The 25,735-nt window shown below is 60.7% G+C and carries 24 protein-coding genes; 15 read left to right on the forward strand and 9 right to left on the reverse strand.

The features are described 5' to 3' along the window. Positions 1-8: 8 nt before the first annotated feature. From ABL914_RS05960 to ABL914_RS05980, 5 genes are read left to right on the forward strand one after another with little or no spacing between them, the layout of a single operon-like run. Positions 9-431, forward strand: a complete 423-nt coding sequence (locus ABL914_RS05960; RefSeq protein WP_391562247.1) for an NAD(P)H-dependent oxidoreductase subunit E — start codon at positions 9-11, stop codon at positions 429-431. Beyond that, the gene (locus ABL914_RS05965) at positions 428-1,942 is read left to right on the forward strand and encodes an NADH-ubiquinone oxidoreductase-F iron-sulfur binding region domain-containing protein (protein ID WP_391562248.1); all 1,515 of its coding nucleotides are present in this window, start codon (positions 428-430) and stop codon (positions 1,940-1,942) included. Before ABL914_RS05960 ends, ABL914_RS05965 begins: the two co-directional genes overlap by 4 nt. Then, positions 1,939-2,469 carry a molybdenum cofactor guanylyltransferase gene (locus tag ABL914_RS05970; RefSeq protein WP_391562249.1) on the forward strand — a complete coding sequence of 177 codons (531 nt, stop codon included), beginning with the start codon at positions 1,939-1,941 and terminating at the stop codon, positions 2,467-2,469. Before ABL914_RS05965 ends, ABL914_RS05970 begins: the two co-directional genes overlap by 4 nt. After that, a complete protein-coding gene (gene fdhF, locus ABL914_RS05975; RefSeq protein WP_391562250.1) occupies positions 2,459-5,302 on the forward strand; it encodes a formate dehydrogenase subunit alpha in 2,844 nt (947 codons plus the stop codon). The genes ABL914_RS05970 and fdhF overlap by 11 nt, the downstream gene beginning before the upstream one ends. A 5-nt stretch (positions 5,303-5,307) precedes the next feature. After that, the gene (locus ABL914_RS05980) at positions 5,308-5,502 is read left to right on the forward strand and encodes a formate dehydrogenase subunit delta (protein WP_391562251.1); all 195 of its coding nucleotides are present in this window, start codon (positions 5,308-5,310) and stop codon (positions 5,500-5,502) included. Here the strand turns inward: ABL914_RS05980 and ABL914_RS05985 are convergent. Together ABL914_RS05985 and ABL914_RS05990 are read right to left on the reverse strand one after the other, a co-directional pair. Beyond that, the gene (locus ABL914_RS05985; RefSeq protein WP_391562252.1) at positions 5,499-6,704 is read right to left on the reverse strand and encodes an acyl-CoA dehydrogenase family protein; all 1,206 of its coding nucleotides are present in this window, start codon (positions 6,702-6,704) and stop codon (positions 5,499-5,501) included. The genes ABL914_RS05980 and ABL914_RS05985 overlap by 4 nt on opposite strands. Then, on the reverse strand, positions 6,701-7,795 hold the full coding sequence (locus ABL914_RS05990) for an acyl-CoA dehydrogenase family protein (RefSeq protein ID WP_391562253.1): 1,095 nt from the start codon (positions 7,793-7,795) through the stop codon (positions 6,701-6,703). Before ABL914_RS05990 ends, ABL914_RS05985 begins: the two co-directional genes overlap by 4 nt. Before the next feature lie 207 nt (positions 7,796-8,002). Here ABL914_RS05990 and ABL914_RS05995 point away from each other — a divergent pair, with 207 nt between their 5' ends. Beyond that, positions 8,003-9,322, forward strand: a complete 1,320-nt coding sequence (locus ABL914_RS05995; protein ID WP_391562254.1) for a sugar MFS transporter — start codon at positions 8,003-8,005, stop codon at positions 9,320-9,322. A 26-nt stretch (positions 9,323-9,348) separates the two neighbouring features. Here the strand turns inward: ABL914_RS05995 and ABL914_RS06000 are convergent, their stop codons facing one another. After that, positions 9,349-9,906 (reverse strand): YqgE/AlgH family protein, encoded by a 558-nt coding sequence (locus ABL914_RS06000; RefSeq protein WP_391562255.1) that lies wholly within the window; start codon positions 9,904-9,906, stop codon positions 9,349-9,351. Positions 9,907-10,070: 164 nt separating this feature from the next. Between ABL914_RS06000 and rpmI the strand changes: the two genes are divergently transcribed. The 3 genes from rpmI (at position 10,071) to ABL914_RS06015 (ending at position 11,741) form a co-directional block, all read left to right on the forward strand. Further along, positions 10,071-10,274: a 50S ribosomal protein L35 gene (gene rpmI, locus ABL914_RS06005; protein WP_088308183.1), complete on the forward strand. Its 204-nt coding sequence runs from the start codon at positions 10,071-10,073 to the stop codon at positions 10,272-10,274. A gap of 18 nt (positions 10,275-10,292) precedes the next feature. Then, complete coding sequence (gene rplT / locus ABL914_RS06010; protein ID WP_391562256.1) at positions 10,293-10,652, forward strand: 50S ribosomal protein L20; 360 nt, start codon at positions 10,293-10,295, stop codon at positions 10,650-10,652. Between the two features lie 198 nt (positions 10,653-10,850). Continuing rightward, on the forward strand, positions 10,851-11,741 hold the full coding sequence (locus ABL914_RS06015) for a helix-turn-helix domain-containing protein (protein WP_391562257.1): 891 nt from the start codon (positions 10,851-10,853) through the stop codon (positions 11,739-11,741). 3 nt (positions 11,742-11,744) lie between these two features. On the opposite strand, the gene ABL914_RS06020 is transcribed toward ABL914_RS06015, so the two are convergent. After that, positions 11,745-13,244 carry an O-antigen polymerase gene (locus ABL914_RS06020; protein WP_391562258.1) on the reverse strand — a complete coding sequence of 500 codons (1,500 nt, stop codon included), beginning with the start codon at positions 13,242-13,244 and terminating at the stop codon, positions 11,745-11,747. 189 nt (positions 13,245-13,433) lie between these two features. Here ABL914_RS06020 and ABL914_RS06025 point away from each other — a divergent pair, with 189 nt between their 5' ends. Both ABL914_RS06025 and ABL914_RS06030 read left to right on the forward strand, forming a co-directional pair. Beyond that, on the forward strand, positions 13,434-14,123 hold the full coding sequence (locus tag ABL914_RS06025) for a sulfotransferase family 2 domain-containing protein (protein ID WP_391562259.1): 690 nt from the start codon (positions 13,434-13,436) through the stop codon (positions 14,121-14,123). Beyond that, entirely contained in the window at positions 14,124-15,203 is a 1,080-nt protein-coding gene (locus tag ABL914_RS06030; RefSeq protein ID WP_391562260.1) for an acyltransferase family protein, read from the forward strand. It begins immediately after the preceding gene. Between the two features lie 10 nt (positions 15,204-15,213). Here the strand turns inward: ABL914_RS06030 and ABL914_RS06035 are convergent, their stop codons facing one another. The 5 genes from ABL914_RS06035 to ABL914_RS06055 all read right to left on the reverse strand — a co-directional run bounded on the left by ABL914_RS06035 (position 15,214) and on the right by ABL914_RS06055 (position 21,505). Beyond that, entirely contained in the window at positions 15,214-16,191 is a 978-nt protein-coding gene (locus tag ABL914_RS06035) for a UDP-glucuronic acid decarboxylase family protein (protein ID WP_391562261.1), read from the reverse strand. A gap of 48 nt (positions 16,192-16,239) precedes the next feature. Further along, positions 16,240-17,439 carry a glycosyltransferase family 4 protein gene (locus tag ABL914_RS06040; protein ID WP_391562262.1) on the reverse strand — a complete coding sequence of 400 codons (1,200 nt, stop codon included), beginning with the start codon at positions 17,437-17,439 and terminating at the stop codon, positions 16,240-16,242. A 91-nt stretch (positions 17,440-17,530) separates the two neighbouring features. Then, entirely contained in the window at positions 17,531-19,609 is a 2,079-nt protein-coding gene (locus tag ABL914_RS06045) for a hypothetical protein (RefSeq protein WP_391562263.1), read from the reverse strand. A 25-nt stretch (positions 19,610-19,634) separates the two neighbouring features. Then, positions 19,635-21,086: a hypothetical protein gene (locus ABL914_RS06050; protein WP_391562264.1), complete on the reverse strand. Its 1,452-nt coding sequence runs from the start codon at positions 21,084-21,086 to the stop codon at positions 19,635-19,637. After that, the gene (locus ABL914_RS06055) at positions 21,083-21,505 is read right to left on the reverse strand and encodes a hypothetical protein (protein WP_391562265.1); all 423 of its coding nucleotides are present in this window, start codon (positions 21,503-21,505) and stop codon (positions 21,083-21,085) included. The genes ABL914_RS06050 and ABL914_RS06055 overlap by 4 nt, the downstream gene beginning before the upstream one ends. A 148-nt stretch (positions 21,506-21,653) precedes the next feature. Here ABL914_RS06055 and ABL914_RS06060 point away from each other — a divergent pair, with 148 nt between their 5' ends. From ABL914_RS06060 to ABL914_RS06075, 4 genes are all read left to right on the forward strand, one after another. Next, complete coding sequence (locus tag ABL914_RS06060) at positions 21,654-22,901, forward strand: glycosyltransferase family 4 protein (RefSeq protein ID WP_391562266.1); 1,248 nt, start codon at positions 21,654-21,656, stop codon at positions 22,899-22,901. A gap of 5 nt (positions 22,902-22,906) precedes the next feature. After that, positions 22,907-23,854, forward strand: coding sequence for an NAD-dependent epimerase/dehydratase family protein (locus tag ABL914_RS06065; protein WP_391562267.1), 948 nt, complete (start codon positions 22,907-22,909; stop codon positions 23,852-23,854). 97 nt (positions 23,855-23,951) lie between these two features. Next, entirely contained in the window at positions 23,952-24,500 is a 549-nt protein-coding gene (locus ABL914_RS06070; protein ID WP_391562268.1) for a dTDP-4-dehydrorhamnose 3,5-epimerase family protein, read from the forward strand. After that, positions 24,497-25,720, forward strand: a complete 1,224-nt coding sequence (locus ABL914_RS06075) for a methyltransferase domain-containing protein (RefSeq protein ID WP_391562269.1) — start codon at positions 24,497-24,499, stop codon at positions 25,718-25,720. The genes ABL914_RS06070 and ABL914_RS06075 overlap by 4 nt, the downstream gene beginning before the upstream one ends. The last annotated feature ends 15 nt before the right edge of the window (positions 25,721-25,735 follow it).

Genomic DNA, 25,735 nt, shown 5'->3' on the forward strand with positions numbered 1-25,735 from the left:
GGCAGGCCATGGAACCGAGCGAACTTGACACAATTATCGCTGCACATGCCGGCCGCAAGGGCGCGCTGTTGCCAATCTTGCATGCTATCCAGCAGGCCTTTGGCTGCATCGATCCAGCGGCGGAAAAAGCCGTAGCTTTGGCACTGAACCTGTCGCGCGCCGAAGTGCACGGGGTGGTCAGCTTTTATCATGATTTCACGCAGACCCACGATCCGCGCCCGGTGGTTGAGCTGTGCCGCGCCGAAGCCTGCAAGGCACGCGGTGTCGAAGCCTTGGTGCCAGCAGCCCAAGCGGCGGCTGGCGAGCGGGTCAACCTAAAGGAAGTCTATTGCCTGGGGCTGTGCGCGATGGGCCCCAGTGCCCGGATCGGCGGGCAGATTTATGCCGGGCTTGATGAGGCTGAACTGGTCCGATTGGTGAAACTGGCATGATCGTGGTTCGGATCTCTGATGATGCGCAAGCGGTTGCGCTAGGCGCCGATGCTCTGGCCGCCGCCTTTGAACAGGCCGGCTGCATGGTTGAACGGACCTCAAGCTGGGGGATGCATTGGCTTGAGCCGCTGGTTGAGATTGATGGCATGGGCTTCGGCCCGGCCCGGGCCGATGATGTCGCCGCGATCCTCGATGGCGCCAGCGCCAAGGCAATCGGCCGGATTGCCGAACACCCCTTCATTGCCGGCCAACAGCGCCTGACTTTCGCCCGCGCAGGCAAGACCCGCCCGCTAAACCTGGATGACTATGCCGCCACCGGCGGCTGGGCTGCGCTTTCGCGCGCCCGCACGATGGTGTGCGCCGATGTAGTTGCCGAAGTAATCGAAAGCGGTCTGCGCGGCCGCGGCGGGGCCGGTTTCCCTGCCGGGATCAAATGGCGCACCGTGATGGAAGCGCCCGGCACGGAAAAATATATCGTCTGCAATGCCGATGAAGGAGACAGCGGCACCTTTGCAGATCGGATGCTGATGGAAGGCGATCCGTTTCAACTGATCGAGGGTATGGCGATTGCCGCGCACGCCGTCGGCGCGGGCCAAGGTTATATCTACGTTCGCAGCGAATATCCGCATGCGATTGCCAAGCTGAACGCAGCGATTGCGCTGGCCTGGCAACACATCGCACCGTTCCAGCTCGAAGTGCGGGTGGGCGCCGGGGCCTATGTTTGCGGCGAAGAAACATCGCTGTTGAATTCGATCGAAGGCAAACGCGGCGAAGTGCGGGCCAAACCGCCGCTGCCCGCGCTTGAAGGGCTGTTCGGCAAGCCCACCGTGGTCAACAATGTGCTGACCTTGGCAGCAATCCCGCACATCATGGCCGAGGGCGGATCAGGGCTCTACGCGCAGCTGGGGATCGAGCGCTCGAAAGGCACGATGCCGATCCAGCTGGCTGGCAACATCAAGCACGGCGGACTGTATGAAACCGCGTTCGGGATCACGCTGGACGCGCTGGTGAACCAGATTGGCGGCGGCACAGTCAGCGGCAGGCCGATCAAGGCAGTGCAAGTTGGCGGGCCATTGGGGGCCTATATCCACCCCAGCCAGTTCCATCTGCCGTTCGATTACGAAGCCTATACGCTGGCCGATGCGCTGATCGGCCACGGCGGGATCACGGTGTTTGATGACAGCGCCGATATGGGCGCAATGGCGCGTTTTGCGTTCCAGTTCTGCGCAGCAGAAAGCTGCGGAAAATGTACCCCGTGCCGGATCGGATCGACCCGCGGCGTGGAACTGATCGACCGGATCCGTGCTGGCGGCAAAGTTCACGCCGATGCGGTTGAAGCGCTGCCGCAGATGCACAATGCCCGCAAAGTTGGCCGATCCAAAGCGGAAGAGCTGGCGCTCCTGGATGATCTGATGGAGGCGATGCAGTTTGGCTCGCTTTGTGCGCTGGGTGGGTTCACGCCCTATCCGGTACGTTCGGCGCTGAAGCATTGGCCCGAGGATTTCTCGTGATCCTTGGCGCGGTCCTTGCGGGCGGGCAATCCAGCCGGTTTGGCAGCGATAAGGCGCTGGCGCAGCTTGCTGGTGAAACGCTGCTGACCCGCGCTGTCGACCTGCTTTCGGGCTGGTGCGAAAAAGTGATTGTGGTCGGGCGCGAACAGGCCCCAGCGCCAACCCGTCCCGATTGGCCGCGCCCCGGCATGGGCCCGCTGGGCGGAATTGCCGCCGCGCTGCACGGCGCACGCGATCTTGGTTTTGATCTGGTGCTGACTTGCGGTGTGGATTCGCTGGATCTGCCCCGCGCGCTGCCTGATCTGCTCGCTCCGGCGCCGGCCTATCTGGCGGATCAGCCGGTGGTTGGGCTGTGGCCGATCAGCGCGATCAAATCGATCGAAGAAATCCTGCGCGGCACTGGCCGCCATTCGGTGCGTGCCTTTGCCGAAGCGATCGGCGCACGCGCAGCCAGGGCAAAGTCGCCCAGCATAAACATCAACACGCCGGAAGATCTGGCGCAGGCGGAGAAGTACCATGGGCTATGAACGGCAGGCCGATTTCGGCACCCCGCAAGTCCAGTCTGACACCCAGGTAACGCTGACCATTGATGGCCGCGCGGTTACCGTGCCGGCCGGCACCAGCGTGATGCGCGCCGCTGGCGAATGCGGAGGATCGATCCCCAGCCTGTGCGCCACCGATAACGTCAAAGCATTCGGATCATGCCGGATGTGCCTGGTTGAAATCGATGGCGCGCGGGGCACGCCCGCCAGCTGCACCACCCCGGTGGCGCCAGGCATGGTGGTCCACACCCAGACCGATAAACTGGCCCGGATCCGCAAATCGGTGATGGAACTTTATATTTCCGATCACCCGCTCGATTGCCTGACCTGCAGCGCAAACAACGATTGCGAGCTGCAGGATACGGCCGCCGAAGTTGGCCTGCGCGATGTGCGCTATGGCTATGAGGGCGCGAACCACATGGGTCAGGCGGATGACACGTCGAACCCCTATTTTGCGTTTGAGCCAGACAAATGCATCACCTGTTCGCGCTGCGTGCGGGCCTGCGATGAAGTGCAGGGAACATTGGCGCTGGCGGTTAATGGCCGCGGGTTTGGTTCAAAGATCGGTGCAGGGCAGCTTGAAGACAGCTTTCTGTCAAGCGACTGCGTAAGCTGCGGGGCCTGTGTGCAGGCCTGCCCAACCAGCGCGCTGATGGAAAAAAGCGTCAAGGAATTGGGCAAGCCCGAACGCGCGGTGATCACCACTTGCGCCTATTGCGGGGTTGGCTGCACATTCCGGGCCGAGATGAAGGGCGATCAGCTGGTCCGAATGGTTCCGTGGAAAGATGGCAAGGCCAATCGCGGGCACAGCTGCGTCAAGGGCCGGTTCGCCTGGGGCTATGCCAACCATCAGGACCGCATCACCACGCCGATGATCCGCGCCAGTGTGGATGATCCCTGGCGCGAAGTAAGCTGGGAAGAGGCGCTTTCATACACCGCGGGCAAGCTTAACGCGATCAAGGCCGCGCACGGCCCCCGCGCGCTGGGCGGGATCACATCCAGCCGTTGCACCAACGAGGAAACCTTCCTGGTCCAGAAACTGGTCCGCGCCGGGTTCGGATCGAACAACGTCGATACCTGCGCGCGGGTGTGCCATTCTCCTACCGGCTATGGTCTTTCGAAAACCTTCGGCACCAGCGCGGGCACGCAGGATTTCGATTCGGTGATGGACGCCGATGTGGTCATGGTGATCGGTGCCAACCCCACCGACGGCCACCCGGTTTTTGCCAGCCGGCTAAAGCGCCGCCTGCGCGAAGGTGCCAAACTGATCGTGATTGATCCGCGGCGGATCGATCTGGTCAAAAGCCCGCATATCGAAGCCGCGCACCACCTGCCGTTGCAGCCGGGCACCAACGTGGCCGTGCTGACCGCGATGGCCCATGTGATTGTAACCGAAGGGCTGGCAGACGAAGAGTTCATCAACGAACGCTGCGAGATTGACGAATATCACGATTGGGCGCGATTTGTGTCTGACCTCCGCCACAGTCCAGAAGTGCTGGAGCCGGTAACGCGGGTTCCCGCCCAGGAATTGCGCGCGGCCGTGCGATTGTTTGCCACCGGCGGAAACGGGGCGATCTATTATGGCCTGGGCGTGACCGAGCACAGCCAGGGTTCCTCCACTGTGATGAGCATTGCCAATCTTGCGATGGCCACGGGCAACATTGGCCGGCGCGGCGTGGGGGTGAACCCGCTGCGAGGACAGAACAACGTGCAAGGCGCCTGCGATATGGGCAGCTTCCCGCACGAGTTGCCGGGCTATCGGCACATCTCGGGCGCGGCAGTACGCGCTGAGTTCGAAGCAGACTGGAACGTCAGCCTTGATCCCGAACCGGGCTTGCGCATTCCCAACATGCTTGATGCCGCGCTCGATGGATCGTTTCGTGCGCTTTACGTGCAGGGCGAAGATATTCTGCAATCCGATCCCAACACACATCACGTGGCGGCCGGATTGAAGGCGATGGAACTGGTGATCGTGCATGACCTGTTTCTCAACGAAACCGCCAACTACGCGCATGTCTTTCTGCCGGGCTCGACCTTCCTGGAAAAGGACGGCACTTTTACCAATGCCGAACGCCGGATCCAGTTGGTGCGCAAGGTGATGGAGCCGGCAAATGGCTATGGCGACTGGGAGGTTACGCAAGAGCTGGCAAAAGCCATGGGGCTGGATTGGGATTACCAGCATCCCAGCGAAATCATGGATGAAATCGCGCGGCTAACGCCAACTTTTACGGGAGTTTCGCATGCCCGGCTGGATGCCGAAGGATCGCTGCAATGGCCGGTTAACGCGGCCAGCCCTGATGGCAGCCCGATCATGCACGTCGATGGCTTTGTGCGGGGGCGCGGCAAGTTCATCGTCACCGACTATGTGCCGACTGATGAGAAGACCGGGCCGCGCTATCCGCTGCTGCTCACCACCGGGCGGGTGCTGAGCCAATACAATGTCGGCGCGCAGACCCGGCGGACCGACAACAATGTCTGGCATGAAGAAGATGTGCTGGAAATCCATCCGCTCGATGCCGAAAATCGCGGGGTAAATGATGGGGAATGGGTGCGCCTGGCCAGCCGAACCGGCGAAACCACACTGCGTGCAATCGTGACAGACCGGGTTGCTCCCGGTGTGGTCTATACCACCTTCCACCATCCCGCGACGCAGGCCAATGTGGTGACCACCGACTATTCCGATTGGGCCACCAATTGCCCTGAATACAAGGTAACCGCGGTGCAGGTTCTGCCATCGAACGGACCAAGCGAATGGCAGGAAAGCTATGCCAGCTGGTCTGAAAAAAGCCGCCGCGTGGCGCGCGTGCCGGCGGAGTAAGAACCATGGATATCGAACGGCTGACCTATATGGCCAACCAGATTGCCAAGAACCTGGCCCCGCAAGGCGAGGCGCAGGCGATTGAGCTGGCGCACCAGCACATCAAGGACTTCTGGGATCCGCGCATGAAAACCGCGATCCTGAGCAGTGATCGCTCAGGACTGGATCCGATAGCACGGGCCGCGATTGACCGGTTCTAGGCCGGAATTGCGTTGAACGGCACGCCCTTGTCTGGCCGGTGATCCTGCGGCAATCCCAGGATCTTTTCAGCAATCGTGTTCAGCAGCACCTCGTCCGAACCGCCGGCGATCCGGCCCGTTGGCGCGTTGAGCCATGATGTGCCCCAATCGGTCTTGACGAAGGCGTGCTCGTCAAACGCCAGGCCAAGGTTGCCCTTCAGGTCCATCGCCAGCTCAGACAGCTTTTGCCGGCTGCGCACCGCGACCAGTTTCTGCAACGATCCTTCAGGCCCCGGCTGCATCCCCGCCATCATCATTGCAAAGGCACGCTTGGTGATCGAATCCAGACCGGCGCGCATTGCATGGTTGCGGGCGATCTGCTGGCGCACCCGGCCATCTTCGATGCCCGGCTTGCCGTTGATATCGACTTCGTGCGCCAGCTTGATGAATTCATCAAGATGCGGGCCAAATCCGCCGCTATCGGTGGCGATATAGCGTTCGATCATCAGCGTGTGGAGCGCTACCCCAAACCCGCCGCCAACCGCGCCCAGCCGCTGGCTGTCTTCCAGGCGGACATCATCAAAGAACACTTCGTTGACGTGACTATCGCCGCCCGCCAGCTTGATCGGGCGCACTTCAACGCCCTGGGCTTTCATATCTACCCAGAAATAGGTCAGCCCCTTGTGCTTCTCTATAGTGGGATCGCTGCGGGTGACGATCACGCCGTAATCGCAATATTGCGCCCAGCTGGTCCAGATCTTCTGGCCGTTCATCTTCCAGCCGTTACCGTCGGTCTCAACCTTGGTGCGCAGCGCCGCCAGATCTGATCCGCCTGAAGGTTCGGAGAACATCTGGCACCAGATTTCCTCGCCGCGCAGCGCTTTCAGGACGCGCTCTTTCACCCAGGCCTTGTCTTCGCAATAGTGCATCACGATTGGCACCGGCATGCCCAGCGATATCCCGAAGAAGTGGCTCGGCATGCCGAACTGCATCTCTTCACCATCAAAGGTGATCTTGTGGAGATGGGTCAGGCCCTGCCCGCCGATTTCGACCGGCCAGTTGATCCCGGCAAACCCGGCATCGTGGCGCGCGGCCATATATTGCCGGCCCAGCGCAAGGTCTTGTTCGACCGTGTTGGCGCGGCGGGCATCGCGGCCAAATTTGGGCGCCATGCTGATCAGAAAGGCGCGGGCCTTTTCGCGGTATGCGTCAAGATCGCTCATGCTGCTGCTCCCGTCAGGCAATCGACAGTCAAATCTTCCCAGAACGTCAGGCTGCCGCATTCGACCGCCAGACTGCGCGCCCGGCGCATGTGCAAATGCAGGCCTAGCTCCCAGGTCACCCCGATCCCACCGTGGATCTGCATGCAATCACGCGCATTGGTATCATAGGCTTCGGTCGCTGAAATCCGGGCATCGGCAGCGGCCAGCAGAAATTCCGCGCTGCCCTCGCAAGCGGCGGCGTGGATGCAATTGGCCCGGGCAATCTCGACCAGGCCGTACATTTCGGCGATCCGGTGCTTGATCGATTGGAACGCACCGATCGGCTGGCCAAAGGCCTTGCGGGTCACGGCATAATCGCGCGCGATATAAAGCAGTGCCTCGGCCGCGCCGACCTGTTCATGCGCGGTCATCACCGCCATCCGCGCCAGCACATCCAGCGCCAGGGTGCGTGCGGCTGGCCCTACCGCGATCAGGCTGGCCGGCGTGCCGGCGAAGTGCAGATCGGCATAGAGCCGTGAATTGTCATAACTGGCCACGCTGGTGCGCGTTGCACCGGAAAGATCAGCCACCACCAGCGCCGGCTCCCCAGCGGTTTGCGCCCAGACCAGCGCCAGATCGGCCTTGATCCCGCCCGCAACCGCCGGCTTGGCACCGTTCAGCTTGCCATCAGCGAAAGTCACCGCAGGACCACGCGGCAAGATGGCATTGCCCTCGGCAAAAGCCGCGCAGCCGATCGCCTCGCCGCTGGCCAGCCTGGGCAACCATTCAGCGGCCAACGCAGCGTCACTGCCCTGGGCCAGCGCCTGCGCCACGCCGTATCCGCCGGTCAGGAACGGCGCACCCGATGTTGCCGCCCCGCAGGCCTGGGCAACCAGCCCCAGCTCAATCAGGCCAAGCCCCAGTCCGCCGTGCTCTTCAGGCACCGCCAGCGCAGTCCAGCCCTGCTCAACCGCAGTGTCCCAAAACGGCTGATCGAACTGCCCAACCTGTTCCAACAGCCCCAGTAGCCGCGCCTTGTCCATCCGGGCATCCAGCACCCGGCGGCTTTCGGTGGCAATGGCCTGCTGGCCTTCATCATAGAGTATCGACATGTCGCGAATCTCTCCTCTTGCCCTCGCTTTTAATCGGGCGATTAAACTTGGCAAGGGCCCGACACTGTCCGAATATATGGAAGCGCTTCCATATTTCCCCAAACATTTGCCGGTTCATACGTATGGGGCTGGACTTTGCAGCCCACCGCGCCATGACTTGCAGCTTCTGGTGCCCTTGGAGGGGCCGGCAATAACGGGAGAGCGACTATGGCAGCACCAATCAGCGCGGTGAATGCGGCAGGCGGAGGAACCAGTGGAGGCAAGACCGGGATCGTCCTGGCGCTGGCCTTTGCGGTGTTTTTCCTGCTTGGCGGGGTAAGCAATATCAACGACCTGCTGGTCGGCAAGTTCAAGCCGATGTTCCACCTTAGCCACACTGAGGCGAACTTCGTGCAGTTGTTCTTCTTCTTTGCTTATGCGGCCTTTTCGATTCCGGCCGGGATAATCCTGTCAAAGCTAGGCTATATCCGCACTTTTGTGCTGGGCTTTGTGATCATCGCAGCGGCGGCATTTTTGTTCATCCCGGCCTCGGCCGCGGCGTCGTTCCCGGGCTTCCTGGCGGCTCTGTTCTGCATTGGTGCGGGGATCACCGTGCTGCAAGTAGCGATGAACCCGGTGATTACCACGCTGGGCCCTGTTGAAACTTCACACAGCCGGCTGACGTTTGCCCAGGCGTTCAATTCAATCGGCGTGTTTCTGATGATCTATGGCGGGGCTTCATTCCTGTTGGGTGATTCCAAACCGATCGATGCCGCCGCGGCTACTGAAGCCCAGCTTCAGGCCTACCGCGTGGCCGAAGGTGCCTCAATCGGCACTGCCTATATGTGGCTTGGCTTTTTGATGCTGGCGATTGCTGCACTGTTTTGGGTATTCCGTTCAGCGCTGGACAACGCCAAGACCGAAGAGGTCAAGCTGGAAGGCACCATGGGCCTGCTTACCGGCAATCGCCGCGTTCAGTTCGGTGCGCTTTGCATCTTCACCTATGTTGGGGCGGAAGTTGCGATCGGTTCCAACCTTATCGCCTATCTGGGCGATAGCAGCGTAATGGGCATTGGCCTTGAAGCTGCTGGCAAGCTGGTGGCGATGTACTGGCTGGGCGCGCTGGCGGGCCGCCTGCTGGGCGGGTTCATCCTGCGGTTGGCAAAGCCAGGCCGCGTGCTGACCGCGTTTGCTTCTGGCGCGATTGGCCTGATCGCCCTATCCGCGTTCACCTCGGGCGGCCTTTCAGGCTGGGCACTAATCCTGGTTGGCTTTTGCAATTCGCTGATGTTCCCGACGATCTTCAGCCTTGGCACCGAAGGATTGGGCGAACAAACCCCGCAAGGCTCGGGCATCATGTGCACCGCGATTGTCGGCGGGGCGATTGTCCCGGTTCTGTTCGGTATGGTGGCTGACCTTAGTGGCAACCTGCGACTGGCCTTGATCGTGCCGATCATCTGCTATGCCATCATCGCACTGTTCGGGGCTTGGTCGGTCAAGAACCCAAGCGGCGGTGCGGCGGGCAGCGAAGGCCCGGTTTACGATTAGCCCTTGCCAAGCCGGACGGGCCGCCTTCAGGCCTGCCCGGTTACGCTGGATAGCAGCGCCGGATCGATCCCGGCGCTGCGCCAGCTTTTGGTCCAGCGCGCTTCGGCGGGCGTCTCCCACAAAAGCTCTTGCGATCCATCGACCACTTGCCAGCCGTGGCGGCGCATTTCGCCATCCAGCTGCCCTGCGCCCCAGCCGGCATAGCCCAGCGCGATCAGAAAGCGGCTGGGGCCTCCACCGGCAGCAATGGCGCGCAGAACTTCAACCGAAGTTGACAACGAACACAGCGGCGCTGCCTGAACCGTACCCGGCCCTTCCCAATCATCCGTGTGCAGTACAAACCCGCGCTGGCTTTCAACCGGGCCACCAATGTGAACCGGGCAATCCGGGGTAACGCCCGGTTCAATCCCCAGCTCGATCAGCATGGCATGCAGGCTAATCCCGGTTCGGATCTGGCCGATCCCGATCCCCATCGCGCCATCAGCGTCGTGACCAACCATCGCGATTACCGCCTGTTCAAACCGCGGATCACCCATCCCCGGCAGGGCCAGCAGCATTCTTCCCGCAAGATAAGCGCTTTTCATCGCCGCCAAGGTTAGTAAGGCGGCGCGGCAAAGCCAAGTGCGGTGTTGCCAAAGGCGCGATTCCCCGTTAGGGGCGCCCACTTCATTGACACGGATTCGATGATCTGCCTGGCTAACTAGGGCTGCCATGGCCGATTGGACGTGTCTCAAACCAGGAGACGAAAATGCCCAAGCTCAAAACGAAGAGCGGCGTCAAAAAGCGCTTCAAGCTTACCGCCACCGGCAAAATCAAGCACGGTGCGGTTGGCAAGCGGCACCGTTTGATCAGCCACAACGCCAAGTACATCCGTCAACACCGCCGGACCGACACGATCTCTGATGCTGATGCGAAGACGATCAAGAAGTGGGCGCCCTACGGGCTCGGTTGAACTTAGGAGTACTGAACAATGGCACGTGTCAAAAGGGGCGTAACCACTCGCACCAAGCATAAGCGGCTTTTAGAACAGGCTGCCGGTTATCGGGGTCGCCGCAAGAACACCATCCGCGTTGCGCGTCAGGCGGTCGAAAAGGCCGGCCAGTATGCGTATCGCGATCGCAAGGTTAAGAAGCGGTCTTTCCGCGCACTGTGGATCCAGCGCATCAACGCTGCGGTTCGCGCCGAAGGCATCACCTATTCGCAGTTCATCTTTGGCACCAAGCTGGCCGGGATCGAACTGGACCGCAAGACGATGGCGGATCTGGCGATGAACGAAGGCGGCATCTTTGCTACGGTTATCGCCCAGGCCAAGGCGGCTCTTCCCGCCTAAGCGCACGCGCGATGCGAAATCCAAAAGGGCGCGGTCTGGATCCAGACCGCGCCCTTTCTGGTTTCTGTTTGGCCCGCGATACGGACAAGGATCATTTTGGCACAGGCTTTTGGCTTGCTCTGCGACAACGGCTTGTGGCATTCGTGATCCTGCGAGCAGGAAAATTAGGTCGCTGGGCTTCGTAAGGGGTTTCGCGCGATGTTGAAGACTAGGCTTGAAGGGGCGGTGGCGCTGCAGTTCCACATGCCATCGCCGGCATTGGCGCCATACATTTCGACCTATTACCTCACCGAAGTAAACCAGGATGCCGGCGAGTCGGTAGAGGATTGGCTGCACCCTGAATGGGCCAATCTGCGCTTTACGCAGGATCAATGCTGGTCCTCGGCCCTGGGCGATGCTCCGCTTCAGAAATTGCCGCAGGCGATCTTCACCGGGCCCAGCTGCCTGCCGGGCCATTTTGTGATCGAAGGGCGCGCCCGCATCTGGGGGATCGGAATTTTGCCGCTGGGCTGGTCAAGGCTGATCAATGGCCCGGCCAGTGATCTGGTCGATCAGACCATCGATGCGCATAGCAGCCCGCATTGTGCGCACCTTGCCGGTATCACGGACCGGGTCTTTGGCGATGCCCGCAATCCGGCAGAAGAGGCCCAGCGGATCGACGCCTTCCTGCTTGATCTGCTGGCCGGCCGCGCGCCCAGCGAAGAGGAAGCCAGAATCCACGCGGCCCATACGGCGCTGATTTCCGATGAAGTGAATTCGGTTGCTGAACTGGCAGAGCGATTGGGGATTTCAGCAAGGTCGCTCGAACGGCTTTCGCTGCGCGCGTTCGGCTTTTCACCCAAGCTGCTGCTGCGGCGCCAGCGGTTTTTACGCAGCCTTGCGCAATTCATGCTTGATCCATCGCTGTCTTGGATCAAGACGCTGGACTTGCACTATGTCGATCAAGCCCATTTCGTTCGAGACTTCAAACGCTTTATGGCTATGAGCCCCAGCCACTATGCCGCGCTGGATCATCCGGTATTGCGCGCAGCCGCACAGGCCCGCGCGGCCACCGCAGGGGCCGCCGTTCAGGCCCTGCACCGGCCTTGATGGCTATTCAGGTGATCTGGCCGCCCGGGCATTGCCCAGCGCCAGCCGCCGCCGCCGGACTGCCGGCGGAAGCCCCCTAAGCGGATCGGCCGAAGCAGCTTCGGGGGAAGCCGCCAGCGCCCCAGCTTGGCCGCCTTGCAGCTTATCACGCCGCCGCAACCGCGCCATTGCGATGCGCAGATCGCGGGCCAGCGGCACGTTGAAGAACCGGGCAATGGCGATCCACACCAGCAGCGGGAACATATAGAAGATCCCCTGCCTGAACACAGTAATGATCAGGCCGTCACGATAGGCCACGACCATGATCGGCATGAAGCACATATAGGCCGCCACCGCGAAAGTGCTTTGATCGCTCTCCACAAACCGCCGATAGATCACGCCCAGGCCATAGCCCCACAAGCCGCACAAAAACACCACGCCCGGCCAGCCCAACCCCATCCAGCCGACCCCGGGCAGCGACCAGGTTGCCCCGATCGGGAAGCCATAGTCGAACATCGAAAACATCTTGATCGGCGAACCGATTGGCTTGCCCGGCCAAAGCGCTCGCGGGATCGGCTCGGTCAGAAGCTGCAGGGTCTCGCTGAAGTAAGTGTAGTTCTGGCTGCGCTGGGGCACCACCCAGACTACATATTCCATGTATTCCATGTTGGAAAAGTCCATCCCGCCAAGGAAGGGCAGCTCCTGTTCAAAATTGATCCGCGAATCCGTTTCCGCCCCCATCGCCGCGCGCAAGGCATACCCGCGATCCTGGCCAATCGCGGTAAAAAGCAGGCCGACCACCGCCAGCACCATAGCTACCCGCAGGGTCGGGTACTTGCGCCGAGCCTGATAGAGATAGAATAGCCCCAACGCGAACATCGCCGCAATGAACGGACCCCGGCCGCCGGTCGCTGCCCGAAACAGCACGAACAGGGCGGCGGGAAGCAGCGACAGCAGGCTGAAGCGGAACACCCACGCGATTACCGCTGTCAATGGCACCAGCATCAACTGGGCTTCAAAGAAATAGCCGTTGCCCTTGCCGTTGATGGTGATCCCGGTCGATCGATCCAGGATCATATCGCGCTGGTTCTCGATAATCCCGGCCACCGAACCATACAGCCCCGCCAGCGACCAGATCGCCACCGGGCTGCAGATCACCAGGGCCCACACAAAGTAGCGCGCCAGCCGATTGCGCTCATCATTGACCAGGTGATCGTCAACAAAGCGCATTTCCACCGCCCCCGATCCGGGCCTGAAGGTGAAGAACGCAAACGACAGGAAGCCCAGCGTTGCGGCAAGCAAGGCAACGGTTCGATCACCCTCAGTGGGCGTGAACTGATAGGCGCGGTAGACATAGCTATAGTCCAGAAACAACGACAGGACCGGGCGCAGAACAAACACCAGCCCATGAAACGGGACATAAAGCGAGAACGGATGGAACACGCTGAAATAGCGGCTGCACAGATAGGTAACGACCACCCCGGCATAGGCCAGCACCGAGAAAGCGACGGCAATTTCGTACACTTCAATCCTCCGTCGTACCGGGCCGCAATTGCCATGGGGGTGTGACAGTTCACACCTTAAAAAGCAAGCTTTGGCACGTCGACACAGCCGGTCCCGCCGGCGCCGAACCTTGGCAAATTGCGGGAATATGACCCCATCCTTGCCTTGCCGCAGACGCGCCCTTAAGGCGTTTCCCAAAGGAGGCACTGAATGTTCCACACCTTCATAGATATGGTTCGAACCAGGGCAGTCCGCGCCTTGCCGGCACAGCTGGTGGCGCAAGTGCGCAAGTACCGACGGCGCGAACTGATGGATGCCTATCTTGGCGCCGGGCTGGTATTTCTGCACGTCCCCCGCACCGCCGGGACCAGCATATCTTCGGCGCTTTACGGCATGCAAGTGAACCATTTCCCGGTCAGGGAAATGCTTCCGCTGATGTCGGACCTGCTGCTGGCTTTGCCGCGTTTTGCCATTGTCCGTAACCCGTGGGACCGTGCGGTATCGGCCTGGAGCTTTGCCCGGAACGGCGGCGGAACCGATGGCAAAGTCATCCTGCGAAGCCCGCTCAGATATCGTGGTCCCGAATTCCAGACTTTCGAACAATTTGTGCACGATTGGCTAAGCCAGAAAGCCCTTGGCCAATTTGATGGAATCTTCCGGCCACAGGCCGATTTTCTGCTCGATCAGAATGGCAAGCTGCCATTGGATCACCTCGGCCGGTTTGAAAATCTTCCCGCCACGGAGGCCTGGCTGAATCAGCACAATCCGGCCATGCGTGCGATCCCGCACTTCAATGCTGCCGTGCGCGAACCTTATCGCAACCACTATACTCCGGCCAGCCGCGATGCCGTGGCCAAAGTCTATGCCCGCGATATCGAGCTGTTCGGCTACGATTTCTAGATGAAGCCAAATTCGCTCTCGTGGCCGCGGTTTCGCGAAGACTTGTTGCAGGGCCCATTATCGCAGCAGCTGGATCATCTGCGCTGGATTTCGGCGCTGGCAGTGGCGGCTTCGCATTTGCGCAATGCGGTTTTTCCTGACGCCGCCGGACAGCCGCTGAACCTGCTGGAGCAGGCGTTCTACTTCGTCACCCTGTTTGCCACCGAAGCGGTAGTTATCTTTTTCGTGATGAGCGGCCTGTTGGTTGGCGGCTCGATCCTGCGAAAGTTCGATACAAGAAAATACGCGATCGATCGGGCAACCCGGCTTTATGCCGCGCTGCTGCCGGCCCTGGCATTGACCCTGGCCCTGCAATGGGCAGGCACCTCGATCGATTGCAAAGCTGCCGACGGTCCGGCCGCAATCGCCGCCAATTTGGCACTGATCCAGATTTTTTCCGAACACCTTTTGTGCAACAACGTTTCGCTGTGGAGCCTTTCGAGCGAGGCCTATTGCTACCTCATCGGCCCTTGCCTCATTCTCGCCCTAAGGGACCGCTCCCCCAAGGCCGCCCTGCTCTGCGCAGTACTGTTGGTGCCGGCAATCTGGGTGGCAACGCCGATCCGATCGACCCCGCTGTTCACTCTACTGCTATGGCTGTGCGGGTTGATCCCGTGGTTTTTCCGGGTCAAATTGAACGCCTGGATCGCCGCAGTACCGGTGTTGGCGGTTCTAGTTGCGGGCAGGTTGCACTACTTTCCCTCAGAGATGCTCGAGGAGATCGTCCTGGCTGCAGCCTTCGCCCTTTTGCTCTGCTCAGACTTTCAGCAACGCACCCCTCCGCTCAAGGAAGCAGCCCACACTCTCGCAGCGTTCAGCTATTCGCTTTACCTGGTACAGATGCCAATCGCACAATTGGCCGGCTGGGCTGTGGGTCGGCAAAGCCTGCCAAACGGCCAAATTTCCAGCTATCTGATCTATGCCGGCTTCTTGGCCCTGATCGTCCTGGTGGCATGGATTTTCGGGCAGCTGTTTGAAAAACAAACCCCGCGCCTGCGCAACATGGTGCTGGCGCGCACCACGGCCACCAGCCAGCCCTGATCAGTCCAGATCAGGCTTGTGCGATCAGCGCACGAAAATAGTCGATCGTCTTGACCAGCCCTTCGCGCAGCGGAACGCTGACATCCCAGCCCAGCTGATCGCGGGCGCGCGAAATATCGGGTTGGCGCTGGCGCGGATCATCTTGCGGCAGCGGCCGGTAGACCAGCTTGGATGAGGAGCCGGTCAGCTCTATCACCGCCTGGGCCAGCTCCAGCATGGTGAACTCACCCGGGTTGCCAAGATTTATCGGACCTGTGACATCATCCGCAGAAGCCATCATCGCCATCATGCCGCAGACCAGATCATCGACATAGCAGAACGATCGGGTTTGCTTGCCATCGCCATAGATCGTGATGTCTTCGCCCTGCAATGCCTGCACGATAAAGTTGGAGACCACACGCCCATCATTGGGATGCATGTGCGGCCCATAGGTATTGAAGATCCGGATCACCTTGATCGCCAGACCGTGCTGGCGGCGATAGTCAAAGAACAGCGTCTCAGCGCAGCGCTTGCCTTCGTCATAACAGCTACGCGGCCCAATCGGGTTGACGTTGCCCCAATAGTCCTCGGTCTGTGGGTGGATCGCCGGATCACCATAAACTTCGCTGGTCGACGCCTGCAGGATCGGGACCTTGAGGCGTTTGGACAATCCCAGCATATTGACCGCGCCAACGACGCTGGTCTTGGTCGTCTGGACCGGATCGAACTGGTAATGAACGGGCGATGCCGGGCAGGCCAGATTATAGATCTCGTCCACCTCGACGAACAACGGGATCGTCACGTCATGACGCATCAGTTCAAATTCGGGATGGTCCAGCAGGTCTGAAACATTGCCGCGTGTGCCGGTAAAAAAATTATCGACGCACAGCACTTGATTGCCTGCTTCAAGCAAACGCGCGCAAAGATGCGACCCGATAAAGCCGGCCCCGCCGGTAACCAGTACGCGCTTCTTGGTTGAATAGCGCGACGAACGAAAGCTGGCGGTCATGATCTTGGTCTTCTTACGGAAAAATGCGGAGGTTGGTTGCCGACTTGCCTAGCCCAATCCCGATTTGCAAGCAGCATTGCTCCAGAATTCAGCAATCCGGGCAGCGGGTTCGGGATTTGTGGAATCAATCAGCGCTTCAACTGCATCCGCCAGCCGATCAGTGTCACCCAGCCAGGCACGCGCGTGTGATGCTTTGACCATTTCCTTCCACTGGGCTTCGTCGCCCGCAGTGGCCAGCATCGCCTGCGCCAGACTATCAGGCTGCCCCGGTTCGACCACAAAGCCGTTCACCATGGTGCGCACCAACACATCGGTTGAGCCGACTGCGCTAGAGGCGATCACCGGCAAGCCAAAAGCAAGCGCTTCATTGACCACCAGACCCCATTGCTCCTCAAGACTTGGCAGCAACAGAGCCAGGCTACCGGCCAGGAGTTGCGCCACATCCTCGGCACGCAAAAAACCGGTAAAATCAATCACATCGCTAACGTCGCGTTGTTCCGCGCGGGCGCGAATCGCCGCTTCCTCGGCTCCCGAACCGATCAACACCAGTCGCCGCGGGCGCGGCCCCGCCGCCGCGCGATAAAGCGCAAATGCATCGACCAGTTCAATCAGGTTTTTCTTGTCCACAAAACGCCCGACAAAGGCGAAGTTGCGATCTGCAAAGGCCATGCCCATGGGCGCCAAATGCGCGCCACCCATCGCCCGGATCCGTTCTACCCCGATTGAATCGTAACCCGGCAGCACCGGCCGCTGGCGAAAGCCAAGGAAGCGGAAATAGGCGCGGTGGCGGCTGGCCCCGACAATCGCAGCATTATAGGGCGCAAGAATCAGCGCCTTCAACAGTTCGGTTCCGGCCCGGCGCGGCTTGTCATCGAACTTGCTTTCGCTGAGCGCCACAACCTGCACCCCGCACAGCCGCAGAAGCCAGCTGAGTGCAATGATATCGGGCTCGTTATAACCGATCCCGATCAGCACCATGTGGCAGCGGCGAAGCGCCCTGAACTGCGCCCATAGCCGCCTTGGCCAGGCAATCGCATCATAGTTGGCGCCGGGGAACAGCACCTGCTTGCGCGCTGCGGCAACCTGGCCGGATGCTTCCCAGGCATAGGTGTCGCTGCTGGTCGCCACTTCAACCGCCAGCACATCAGCGCGGCCCGCCATACGCCGCCCGACAGCTTCGCAGCGATCGATGTGATAGGCCGCAAACTGCGCAAATAGCAGCCCGATACGGTATGGCCTGTCCGGCATCTGAGCGACCCGCCCCCTTGTTATTCCCAGGGATCGAATAGCCACCTGCCGGACAGGTGCAAGGTATTTCCAGAAGGCTTGCAGCAGGCTGTCAGGTGCCAGAGGTCTGGTGATGGAACGCCACGGCAAGCTCGGTTGGTACGCGATCAATAGCGCTGGATCCGGGGTTGGCGATGACCAGCCGGAGACTAGCGGCCTGCGGTTCAACACTGCGCAGCTCCAGCCCGGCAAAGCCGCCGATAAACCGAACGGAATCGACAAAATCACTGGCCAGCATGTCTGGAATGGGCAGGCTCACCACGGTACTTGCCCCGGCCGCTATCGCAGGCAAGTCATAGGCTGGGAACACCGCTTCAAGCGGGTCCTGTTCAACCCCGCCGGTGCGCACCGCGTCTTCGCTCAGCACCACGTCAAGATCGGGCTGCTCGGCAAACCAGCCTTCGAATTCAACGAATTCATTGGCCGCATTCAGGCCAGCGCCAGTTGCAGTCACGCAAAGCAGCCCCAACGGCTGGTTGCGCAGGCTCCACTGGATCCCGGCGACCGTGCCAGCATAGGTCCGAATGTTTACGTCCTTGCCTGGCTCAACCTGCTGACTGGGGCCGCCTGCAAGGTTATCACCGTTGCTGCCTTGGCGCCCCAGCCATAGTCCAGTCAATTGCTGGCCTGTGCCCACGGTGACCCCGGGCGTCGCATAAACCCGGGCGCGGGCCAGCAAGCCGGCCGGACCGAACGCATAGCGATATTCTCCATCGCGCAGCACGAAGCGTTTGCGCCAATGGCGTAGACGTTCGAAATTGTAGATCTCGCGGACAGCGTTGATCGTAACCTCAAGCGTGCCAGTGATGCTGTTTAGGGGAATGCTGTACGGCGCGGTGGGGTGATTCAATCGCAGGGTACCGCTGAAAGTTGCAACCCCGTCATAGCCACCCTGCCCGTTGTTGGTTTCCAGCAGACGGTAGCCGCCAAAGCCGGTGACGGTCAGATCATGCACGGTCACGCTGCCGCGTCCTACCGCGTTGACTACCACTACCTGGCTACCAAGAGATGCGCCCTGGGCATCAACAATGCTATTCTCGAATTGGCCCGCGATAATCGTGATCTGCCCGCCCGCTTCAACACTGACCAGCCCCTTGGTAGCGCGTGCGCGCGGCCGGTTGAGCACGGTGTTGCGCGTTTCGCCAAAGGTAAAGGCAAATCCAAAGCTGCCCTGCGAAGTCAGACTGCCGTCCTGCCAGCAATCATCAAGCGTCAGACCCTCGCAATATTGCGCATGCACCACCCCGGCGCCAACCATGCGGGCGCCAACATTTTCGATCCGGATGCGCTCGGCATAGGTAATCGAAATTCCCTCTTCGGCGGGGCCAACCAGGGTAACATTGCGAACCGACCAATCGCGCAGCGGCTGCAACTTGAGCAGGCGCTTGTTGTTTCCGGTGACACTGGCCAAAGCCAGCGATTCCGGCATCGGCCGATCCAAGCGCACAACATCGCCCGCGATTGCCGACACGATGGCAAACGACCAGTTGAGCGTTTCGGGTGTGTCATAGGGCAGTTCGCCCAGCTGCCACACCACCGTATCGCCAACCACAAGCTGAGCCGCGCCGCCCGGTGCAAGCGTGACCTCCATCGAACCCGCCACCACATCGGCAGCCAGTGGCAAACCAATCACGCTGCCATGCTGGCCAGGCGCAAAGACGATCCCGCGGCCGCCGCCTTGCCGGGTAAGGGTGGCCCCACCGAAGTCAACGGCAGCATCGTTTTGCCGCACAACCTGGATTGGGGTATTGCCGGGCATGCTGGCTTCGCCAGGGAGGATCCGTTCGATCCGGTAGCGCGACGCACCAAATGATGCGCCGCGTGCTCCGATTGCGGCCACATAGGCCAGGGTAGCGCGCATTGCCGGTCCATCATCGGCGATGCCATCACCCTTGGCACCGCCAGCGTCGATGGATACGCGCCCGTCTTCTGGCACTGCGCGCCAATAGCGGCCATTGCTTGAACGCGCGACGAACCGGGGATGTGCGGCAAACAATGCCGCTGTAGCCAGGGCATCGGAGACATAGCGCCATGGTGCAAGGCCGATGGTATCGCGGCCGCTGGTCTGGATGATGTCGGTGCCCGAACGCAAGTTCTGATTCAGGATGTCGGAGAAAAGGAAGTCGGCCATATCGCTATTGTGCTCCTTCGCCAGATCAGGCGAATTGGGTGAAAATCAGGTGGTGCAATTGGCGGGCCATCCAGAGCGCATCATGGTTGTGGCCAGACGCACTGGGGTGCGTGCTATCGCTGGTGGTCGTGTACAAAGCGGCGGCATCATTGCGGAACAAAAGCGCCACGCCAGCGCCGCCAGCAGCGGCGTTGACATCAAGCGTGATCTGGCTCGCTGAATCGATTGAGGCGACCCGCGCGCCTGCCGGAATGCCGCTGCCGATCACTGCCGAACCGATCCCAACCCCGCTGACCGAACCCAGCGCAGAGATAATTTTGCTGGCATTGGTTAGCGTGCCGGTAGTGGCAGTGGAACTAAGCGTGCCCTTACGCAGCGCAGGGCCAGGGCCAAGCCGGTCGATGAACCACACATTGGGGGTGCCGTGGCACACCTCTTGGCCTGCATCGCGGATCCGGAAGATGTCGAGCGTTGGGTTTTCATTTGGCCAGGTTGGGCCAAACACCACCAGCGGCTTGCCGGGGCGCTGCGTTTGCCAGTGATCGATCAAGGCAAATAGCCCCTTGGCAACCGCTGCCTGATAGGTCGCCGCACCGCCCCAGTTGGCAGAGCCCATGGCGTTGTCATTCACGCTCATCATGATCACCGCCATGGCCGGATTGGGCGCGGAACCGCTGATCTGATCGGTGAAGCCGTTCAGCGCCAGATCGGACAGGCGGTTGGCATCCTGCCAATTTACCTTGCCGCCAGCCCCGGGGTTGAGGATTCCGGTCCCACCCACGGCAGCCAAGGCGCAATTGCACCCGATCGCCCTGATAGCGGAAATGGCTTCGCCATCGTACGGGATTGTGCCGGTTCCCTCGCCGAAACTGTCGCCGATCACAGTTACCAATGGGTAGTTTCGTTTGACCGGGCTGACTTCCGAAAGCGCGGCAAATTTCATCGCATAGAAGGCCCCGCCAGCCACTTCGATCCGCACCCGGCGCGCTGCAGCGGCGGGGAATTGGACAGCGATATGCCGGGCCCCACCATCGGCCGGAACTGCAGCGGTTCCGGCAATGCGATCGCCCACCAGCACACGCAGGTTGGGCTGCGAGACGCCGTCAATCGCGCTGGATGTCAGGATGAATTCGAACTTGCTGCCAACGAACTCGATTTCAAAGCTGGCATAATTTGTGGTCCGCCCGCCGACATACCAGGTACCGCGCGCGAAGAAATTTCCGTTGCCATCCTTGTTGGCCGCACCCGCCAGCCATTTGATCCGGCTGGCATCGGAAAAGCTGACATAGTTGGTGCCAGCGATGGTCGATGCGGCACTTGCAGCAGGGACGGTGATTGTCGCCACATCGTTTGCCGGGCAACGCCATAAAGGCTGCGGAAAGAAGGCGTTGGTGCGGATGGCGCGCTGCAAGACCTGGGTATTTGCCGAGCGGGCTTGCGCGGCAGCAAGGCCGCGCGCGATGATATCGGCGCTCATTGAGCAAGCCGATAGTTTACGGTGCCGGCCGATAGGGTGATGTCGAGATAGAGCCGCGCCGCGCTCTCGCTTTCTTCCCACACAGCTTCGCAGACGTTGCTGGTGAACTGCCCCCAGGCGCTGCCGTTTACAGTCAGCGGCTGGCGGGTTGTGCCGCCATCGGTAGATCGGGTGACGCTGACCGAGCCTGTCCAGGTGCCGGTCAGCACCAGCATCACCGCACGGCCCAGTGCCGGTTGATAGGGGCCGGCAACCGTACTGGCACCGGTGCTGGCGCTTAGCGGCGTCGTGGAGGGAGCGCCAAATGAGACGGGCAAAGGATTGGCAGCAGCAACCTGGATCATGCTGCCATCAACATCGGCATAGGCGACGGCCCGGGTAACGGCATAGCCAACCGGATTCTGGATGGGAGTGGGCATTTCGGTTCCTTTTCGAATCGGAACCAGTCAATTAGCCTATACGGTTTATTGTAGGAAAATTATTTTCCAATACGGCCAGTTATCGCAATACCACGCTGCAATTTTCTTTGCGCGATCATGGCAATATGGCTAGCCGTTGGCACCATTGATGCGCACCGCGGTTTTTCATCCCGGCACCCAGCACAGCTGGCAGACTGCTTTGGCGTTGCAACAATTGCAGCGACTGGAATGGTATGCGACCTCGATTTTCTATCAACCCGGCCGCTTCCCTTACTCGCTTGAGAAGGTCTTGCCCGGGCCCATCGCAGCACGGCTGCACCGCGAATTTCGGCGTTTCCGGCACGATGGAATCGATCCGGCGCTGGTCCGCACAACAGGGATCGCCGAATGGCTTGAACGGATCGCTATGCGCGCCGGGGCACGGCAAGTAGCGCAGCGGATTGATGCCTGGGGCAATCGCCGCTTCGTCGATCACCTCGCCCGCGACGTTGCATCAACCTCACGCTTTGCACTGTGGGGTTACAACGCAAGTTCGCTTTCCACGTTCAAACTCGGCAAGCAAAACGGCCGGACCTGCATCCTCGATCGGACCAACGGCGATTTCGCGGTGTACAATGCCATGATGGACAAGCTGGCAGCGAGCCACAATGATTGGTTCGTTCCCACCGAACGGCGCGTTCCGCAATCGACCATCGACACGGATCGCGAGGAGTATGCCCTGGCCGATCAGATCCTGGTGGGCAGCAACTTTGCCCGAAGCACGCTGATCGAGGCCGTCGATGATCCTGCGCTGGCGGCCAAGACCCGGGTGCTGAACTACTGCTATGACGAGGCACTTTTCGAGCATCTGCCAGCCCCCCGCCCGGTTGATCGCCAGCGGCCGGTCAAATTTCTCTTTCTGGGTCTCGTGATCCCGCGCAAGGGCATCCATCTGGTGCTTGATGCCGTTTCGCGCATTCCCGGGAACGCGGCAGAATTGACCATCGTGGGCGATATGCAAATCCCGCGTGAAATGTTCGCGCGTTATGCCCAGCGCGTCACATATCTGCCTACGGTGGCCCGCGCCGATGTTCCTGCCATAATGGCAGCGCACGATGTTTTCTTGCTGCCCAGCTATTTCGAGGGCGCCGGCATCACGCTCTACGAGGCACTGGCGGCCGGCTGCGCGCTGATCCAGTCAGACCGGTGTGCCGACGCGGTATCACCCGAAACCGGAATACTGCTGGACCGGATGGATGCTGATTGCCTCTATGCTGCAATGATGAGCGCAATTGAGGATCGCGACCGGCTTGATGGCTGGCGCGCCCATGCCCAGATCCGGGCGCGCCAGTTCAGCTTTGCCCGTTACCGCGAAAACATCGCGCAACTTCTCAAGGATATGAACCTGTGGGACTGACCCCGATGCGTATCTTGCTGACCGGGGCGAGCTCGTTCACCGGGGCATGGTTTGCGGCAACACTGGCGGGCGATGGGCATGATGTAGTCGGCACCCTGCAGGGCAAGGCCGCCGATTATCCCGATCTTGAGCGCCGCCGCATAGCCTTGCTGCTTGGAGCAGGCGTTAAGCTGGTCGAAGCGGCAAGCTATGGCAGTGCCGCCATGTTGGACTTGGCCGGGCAGGGATTTGATCGGCTGTGCTTCCATGCCAGCGATGTGCGCGATTACCGTAGCGCCGATTTTGATCTGGGCCGGGCAGTCAGTGCTAACCTGACCGGGATGCGCGCGACTTGTCTTGCGGCCAAGGCAGCTGGAACCGGGCGGATGGTATGGACTGGCACCGTGTTTGAACCCGGCGCGGCCAGGGGCGATCAGCTGGATCAGGCGATCACGCCCTATGGCCTCAGCAAGTGGCTGAGCTGGCAAGCGCTTGAATTCTATGCTGCTGAGGCCGGGCTGGCACTGGGAAAATTCATTGTGCCAAACCCGTTTGGTCCGCTTGAGCAAGAACGCTTTTGCACCTATTTGGTGAAAACATGGATATCAAATAGCGCTCCTGAGGTTCGGACACCTGATTTTGTCCGTGACAATATCCCGGTTGACCAACTCGCCCGCGCCTATGCCGATTTCACCGCACTGGAACCGGGCATGGCCCAGGCCCAACTTTGCGGACCAAGCGGCTACGCCGAAAGCCAGGGCGACTTCACTGCCCGGTTTGCGCGGGAAATCGGAAGCAGGCTTAACATTCCCGTGCCGTTCAAGCTGGCCAAGCAAATTGATTTTTCCGAACCGATGCGGCGGATCGGCCTTGGCGGCGTGGAAACTGTGTGGGACGAAACGAACTTCTGGGACCGCTTGGCACGGGACTATGCCGAGCGCCTGATGCCCCCGCGCGCATCTCATCTGGATTGAAGCCGCCTGGCTTCAATTACACCGGATTGACGGCGCAGCCTGCTCGGCTAAGGAAAGTTCCGCTTTGCCAGACACCTTTCCGCCCCCTGCCATGCAAGTGGAACAGCCCAGCCCGATTGCCGGCTTGTATCTGGCAACCAGCCACTTGATCGGCGATGCCCGCGGCGAATTTGCAAGGTTGTTTGACTCCGATTTGCTGAACGGCGCGCATGGCCCACGCCCAATTGTCCAGATCAACCGCAGCCTGACCCGTCAGCCTGGATCGGTGCGCGGGCTGCATTATCAGACCGCCCCTGCGCTTGAGGGCAAATGGGTACGTTGCCTGCACGGCCGGGTACATGATGTGGCCGTTGACCTGCGCCTGGGATCGCCAACATTCCTGCAGCATTTCTCTGTAGAGTTGACACCCGACAAGGCACAAGCGCTGTTCATCCCCGAAGGCTGTGCGCATGGCTTCCAGGTGCTTGAAGCGGATAGCGAGCTGCTTTACCTCCACACTGCGGCCTACGCTCCGGCCCACGAAGGGGGGCTGCGCTGCGATGATCCCGCACTGGCAATTCGGTGGCCCCTGCCGATCGGCGGCCTTTCGCAGCGCGATGCAAGCCATCCGTTGATCGACCGGAACTTCAAAGGAATCGCCGTATGAACTGCCGGCATTGCAACGCTGCACTGGACCAGCAGGTGATCGATCTGGGTCACCAGCCCGCATCGAACGCATACCTCAGCGCTGCACAGCTGGAAGGGACCGAAGCCTACGCGCCGCTCCAGGTCTATGTCTGCCACCAATGCTGGCTGGTGCAGATCCCTTCGTTCCACGCCAGCCACGAGCTGTTTACGGCTGACTACGCCTATTTTTCGTCAATCTCGCAGAGCTGGTTGGCACACGCCAAGGCCTATGTCGGCAAGGTGGTCGATCGCTTCAAGCTTGGCAGCGATGACTGGGTGGTAGAGGTCGCATCGAACGATGGCTATTTACTGCAATATGTCGCCGAGCACGGGATCAAGTGCAGCGGGATCGAGCCTACTGCTTCGACCGCAGCGGCCGCGCGCGCCAAGGGTATTGAGAGCATCGAGCGGTTCTTTGGTACGGAGCTGGCCCGCGAGCTGGTTGCAGAGCGCGGTCACGCCAGTCTGACGGCGGCCAACAATGTTCTGGCACACGTACCCGATATCAACGATTTCGTTGCCGGATTTGCAATCCTGCTGGCGCCTGAGGGAGTCGCAACCTTTGAATTCCCGCACCTGGTCAACCTGATCGATGGCTGCCAGTTTGATACCATCTACCACGAGCATTATTCGTACCTGTCCCTGACCGCTGTAGCCAAGATTTTTGCATCGCAAGGCCTCAGGATATTCGATGTCGAGGAAGTGCCGACCCACGGCGGATCGCTGCGGGTATATGCCTGCCGCGCCGGCGCATCCCATCCGGCCAGTTCCGCTGTGCAGGCAATGCTGACGCGCGAACAGACGGCAGGCGTGACCGATCCGGCCTGGTACGCAAGGCTTGCAGCCGAGGCCGAACGGATCAAGCTTGACCTGCTCGAATTTCTGATCTCAGCCCGCCGCAACGGCAGGCGCGTTGCTGCCTATGGCGCAGCAGCCAAGGGCAACACATTGCTGAACTATGCCGGGGTGCGCGCCGATCTGGTCGATTTCGTCTGCGATGCAGCGCCCAGCAAGCAGGGCCGGTTTCTGCCCGGAAGCCATGTGCCGGTGCTGGCGCCCACCGCACTGGCAGAACACAAACCCGATTTTGTGCTGATCCTGCCGTGGAACATCGCCGCAGAAGTGCTGGCTTCGCAAGGCCATATTGCCGATTGGGGCGGCAAATTTCTGGTCGCGGTGCCGGCACTCAAGTTTCTTTGATCTCGGCCCCGTTGG

The sequence above is a fragment of the Novosphingobium sp. genome (assembly GCF_040079535.1).
Classification (GTDB): domain Bacteria; phylum Pseudomonadota; class Alphaproteobacteria; order Sphingomonadales; family Sphingomonadaceae; genus Novosphingobium.

What these genes read in the sequence shown, in the direction of transcription:
- rpmI (WP_088308183.1), top strand. Translation starts at nt 10,071, where the DNA reads ATGCCCAAGCTCAAAACGAAGAGCGGCGTCAAAAAGCGCTTCAAGCTT.
- ABL914_RS05980 (WP_391562251.1), top strand. Translation starts at nt 5,308, where the DNA reads ATGGATATCGAACGGCTGACCTATATGGCCAACCAGATTGCCAAGAAC.
- ABL914_RS06050 (WP_391562264.1), bottom strand. Translation starts at nt 21,086, where the DNA reads ATGAGCGCCGATATCATCGCGCGCGGCCTTGCTGCCGCGCAAGCCCGC.
- ABL914_RS06030 (WP_391562260.1), top strand. Translation starts at nt 14,124, where the DNA reads ATGAAGCCAAATTCGCTCTCGTGGCCGCGGTTTCGCGAAGACTTGTTG.
- ABL914_RS05965 (WP_391562248.1), top strand. Translation starts at nt 428, where the DNA reads ATGATCGTGGTTCGGATCTCTGATGATGCGCAAGCGGTTGCGCTAGGC.
- ABL914_RS05960 (WP_391562247.1), top strand. Translation starts at nt 9, where the DNA reads ATGGAACCGAGCGAACTTGACACAATTATCGCTGCACATGCCGGCCGC.
- ABL914_RS06060 (WP_391562266.1), top strand. Translation starts at nt 21,654, where the DNA reads ATGCGCACCGCGGTTTTTCATCCCGGCACCCAGCACAGCTGGCAGACT.
- ABL914_RS06055 (WP_391562265.1), bottom strand. Translation starts at nt 21,505, where the DNA reads ATGCCCACTCCCATCCAGAATCCGGTTGGCTATGCCGTTACCCGGGCC.
- ABL914_RS06075 (WP_391562269.1), top strand. Translation starts at nt 24,497, where the DNA reads ATGAACTGCCGGCATTGCAACGCTGCACTGGACCAGCAGGTGATCGAT.
- ABL914_RS06035 (WP_391562261.1), bottom strand. Translation starts at nt 16,191, where the DNA reads ATGACCGCCAGCTTTCGTTCGTCGCGCTATTCAACCAAGAAGCGCGTA.
- ABL914_RS05985 (WP_391562252.1), bottom strand. Translation starts at nt 6,704, where the DNA reads ATGAGCGATCTTGACGCATACCGCGAAAAGGCCCGCGCCTTTCTGATC.
- ABL914_RS06065 (WP_391562267.1), top strand. Translation starts at nt 22,907, where the DNA reads ATGCGTATCTTGCTGACCGGGGCGAGCTCGTTCACCGGGGCATGGTTT.
- ABL914_RS05995 (WP_391562254.1), top strand. Translation starts at nt 8,003, where the DNA reads ATGGCAGCACCAATCAGCGCGGTGAATGCGGCAGGCGGAGGAACCAGT.
- fdhF (WP_391562250.1), top strand. Translation starts at nt 2,459, where the DNA reads ATGGGCTATGAACGGCAGGCCGATTTCGGCACCCCGCAAGTCCAGTCT.
- ABL914_RS06040 (WP_391562262.1), bottom strand. Translation starts at nt 17,439, where the DNA reads ATGCCGGACAGGCCATACCGTATCGGGCTGCTATTTGCGCAGTTTGCG.
- ABL914_RS06000 (WP_391562255.1), bottom strand. Translation starts at nt 9,906, where the DNA reads ATGAAAAGCGCTTATCTTGCGGGAAGAATGCTGCTGGCCCTGCCGGGG.
- ABL914_RS06025 (WP_391562259.1), top strand. Translation starts at nt 13,434, where the DNA reads ATGTTCCACACCTTCATAGATATGGTTCGAACCAGGGCAGTCCGCGCC.
- rplT (WP_391562256.1), top strand. Translation starts at nt 10,293, where the DNA reads ATGGCACGTGTCAAAAGGGGCGTAACCACTCGCACCAAGCATAAGCGG.
- ABL914_RS06015 (WP_391562257.1), top strand. Translation starts at nt 10,851, where the DNA reads ATGTTGAAGACTAGGCTTGAAGGGGCGGTGGCGCTGCAGTTCCACATG.
- ABL914_RS05990 (WP_391562253.1), bottom strand. Translation starts at nt 7,795, where the DNA reads ATGTCGATACTCTATGATGAAGGCCAGCAGGCCATTGCCACCGAAAGC.
- ABL914_RS06045 (WP_391562263.1), bottom strand. Translation starts at nt 19,609, where the DNA reads ATGGCCGACTTCCTTTTCTCCGACATCCTGAATCAGAACTTGCGTTCG.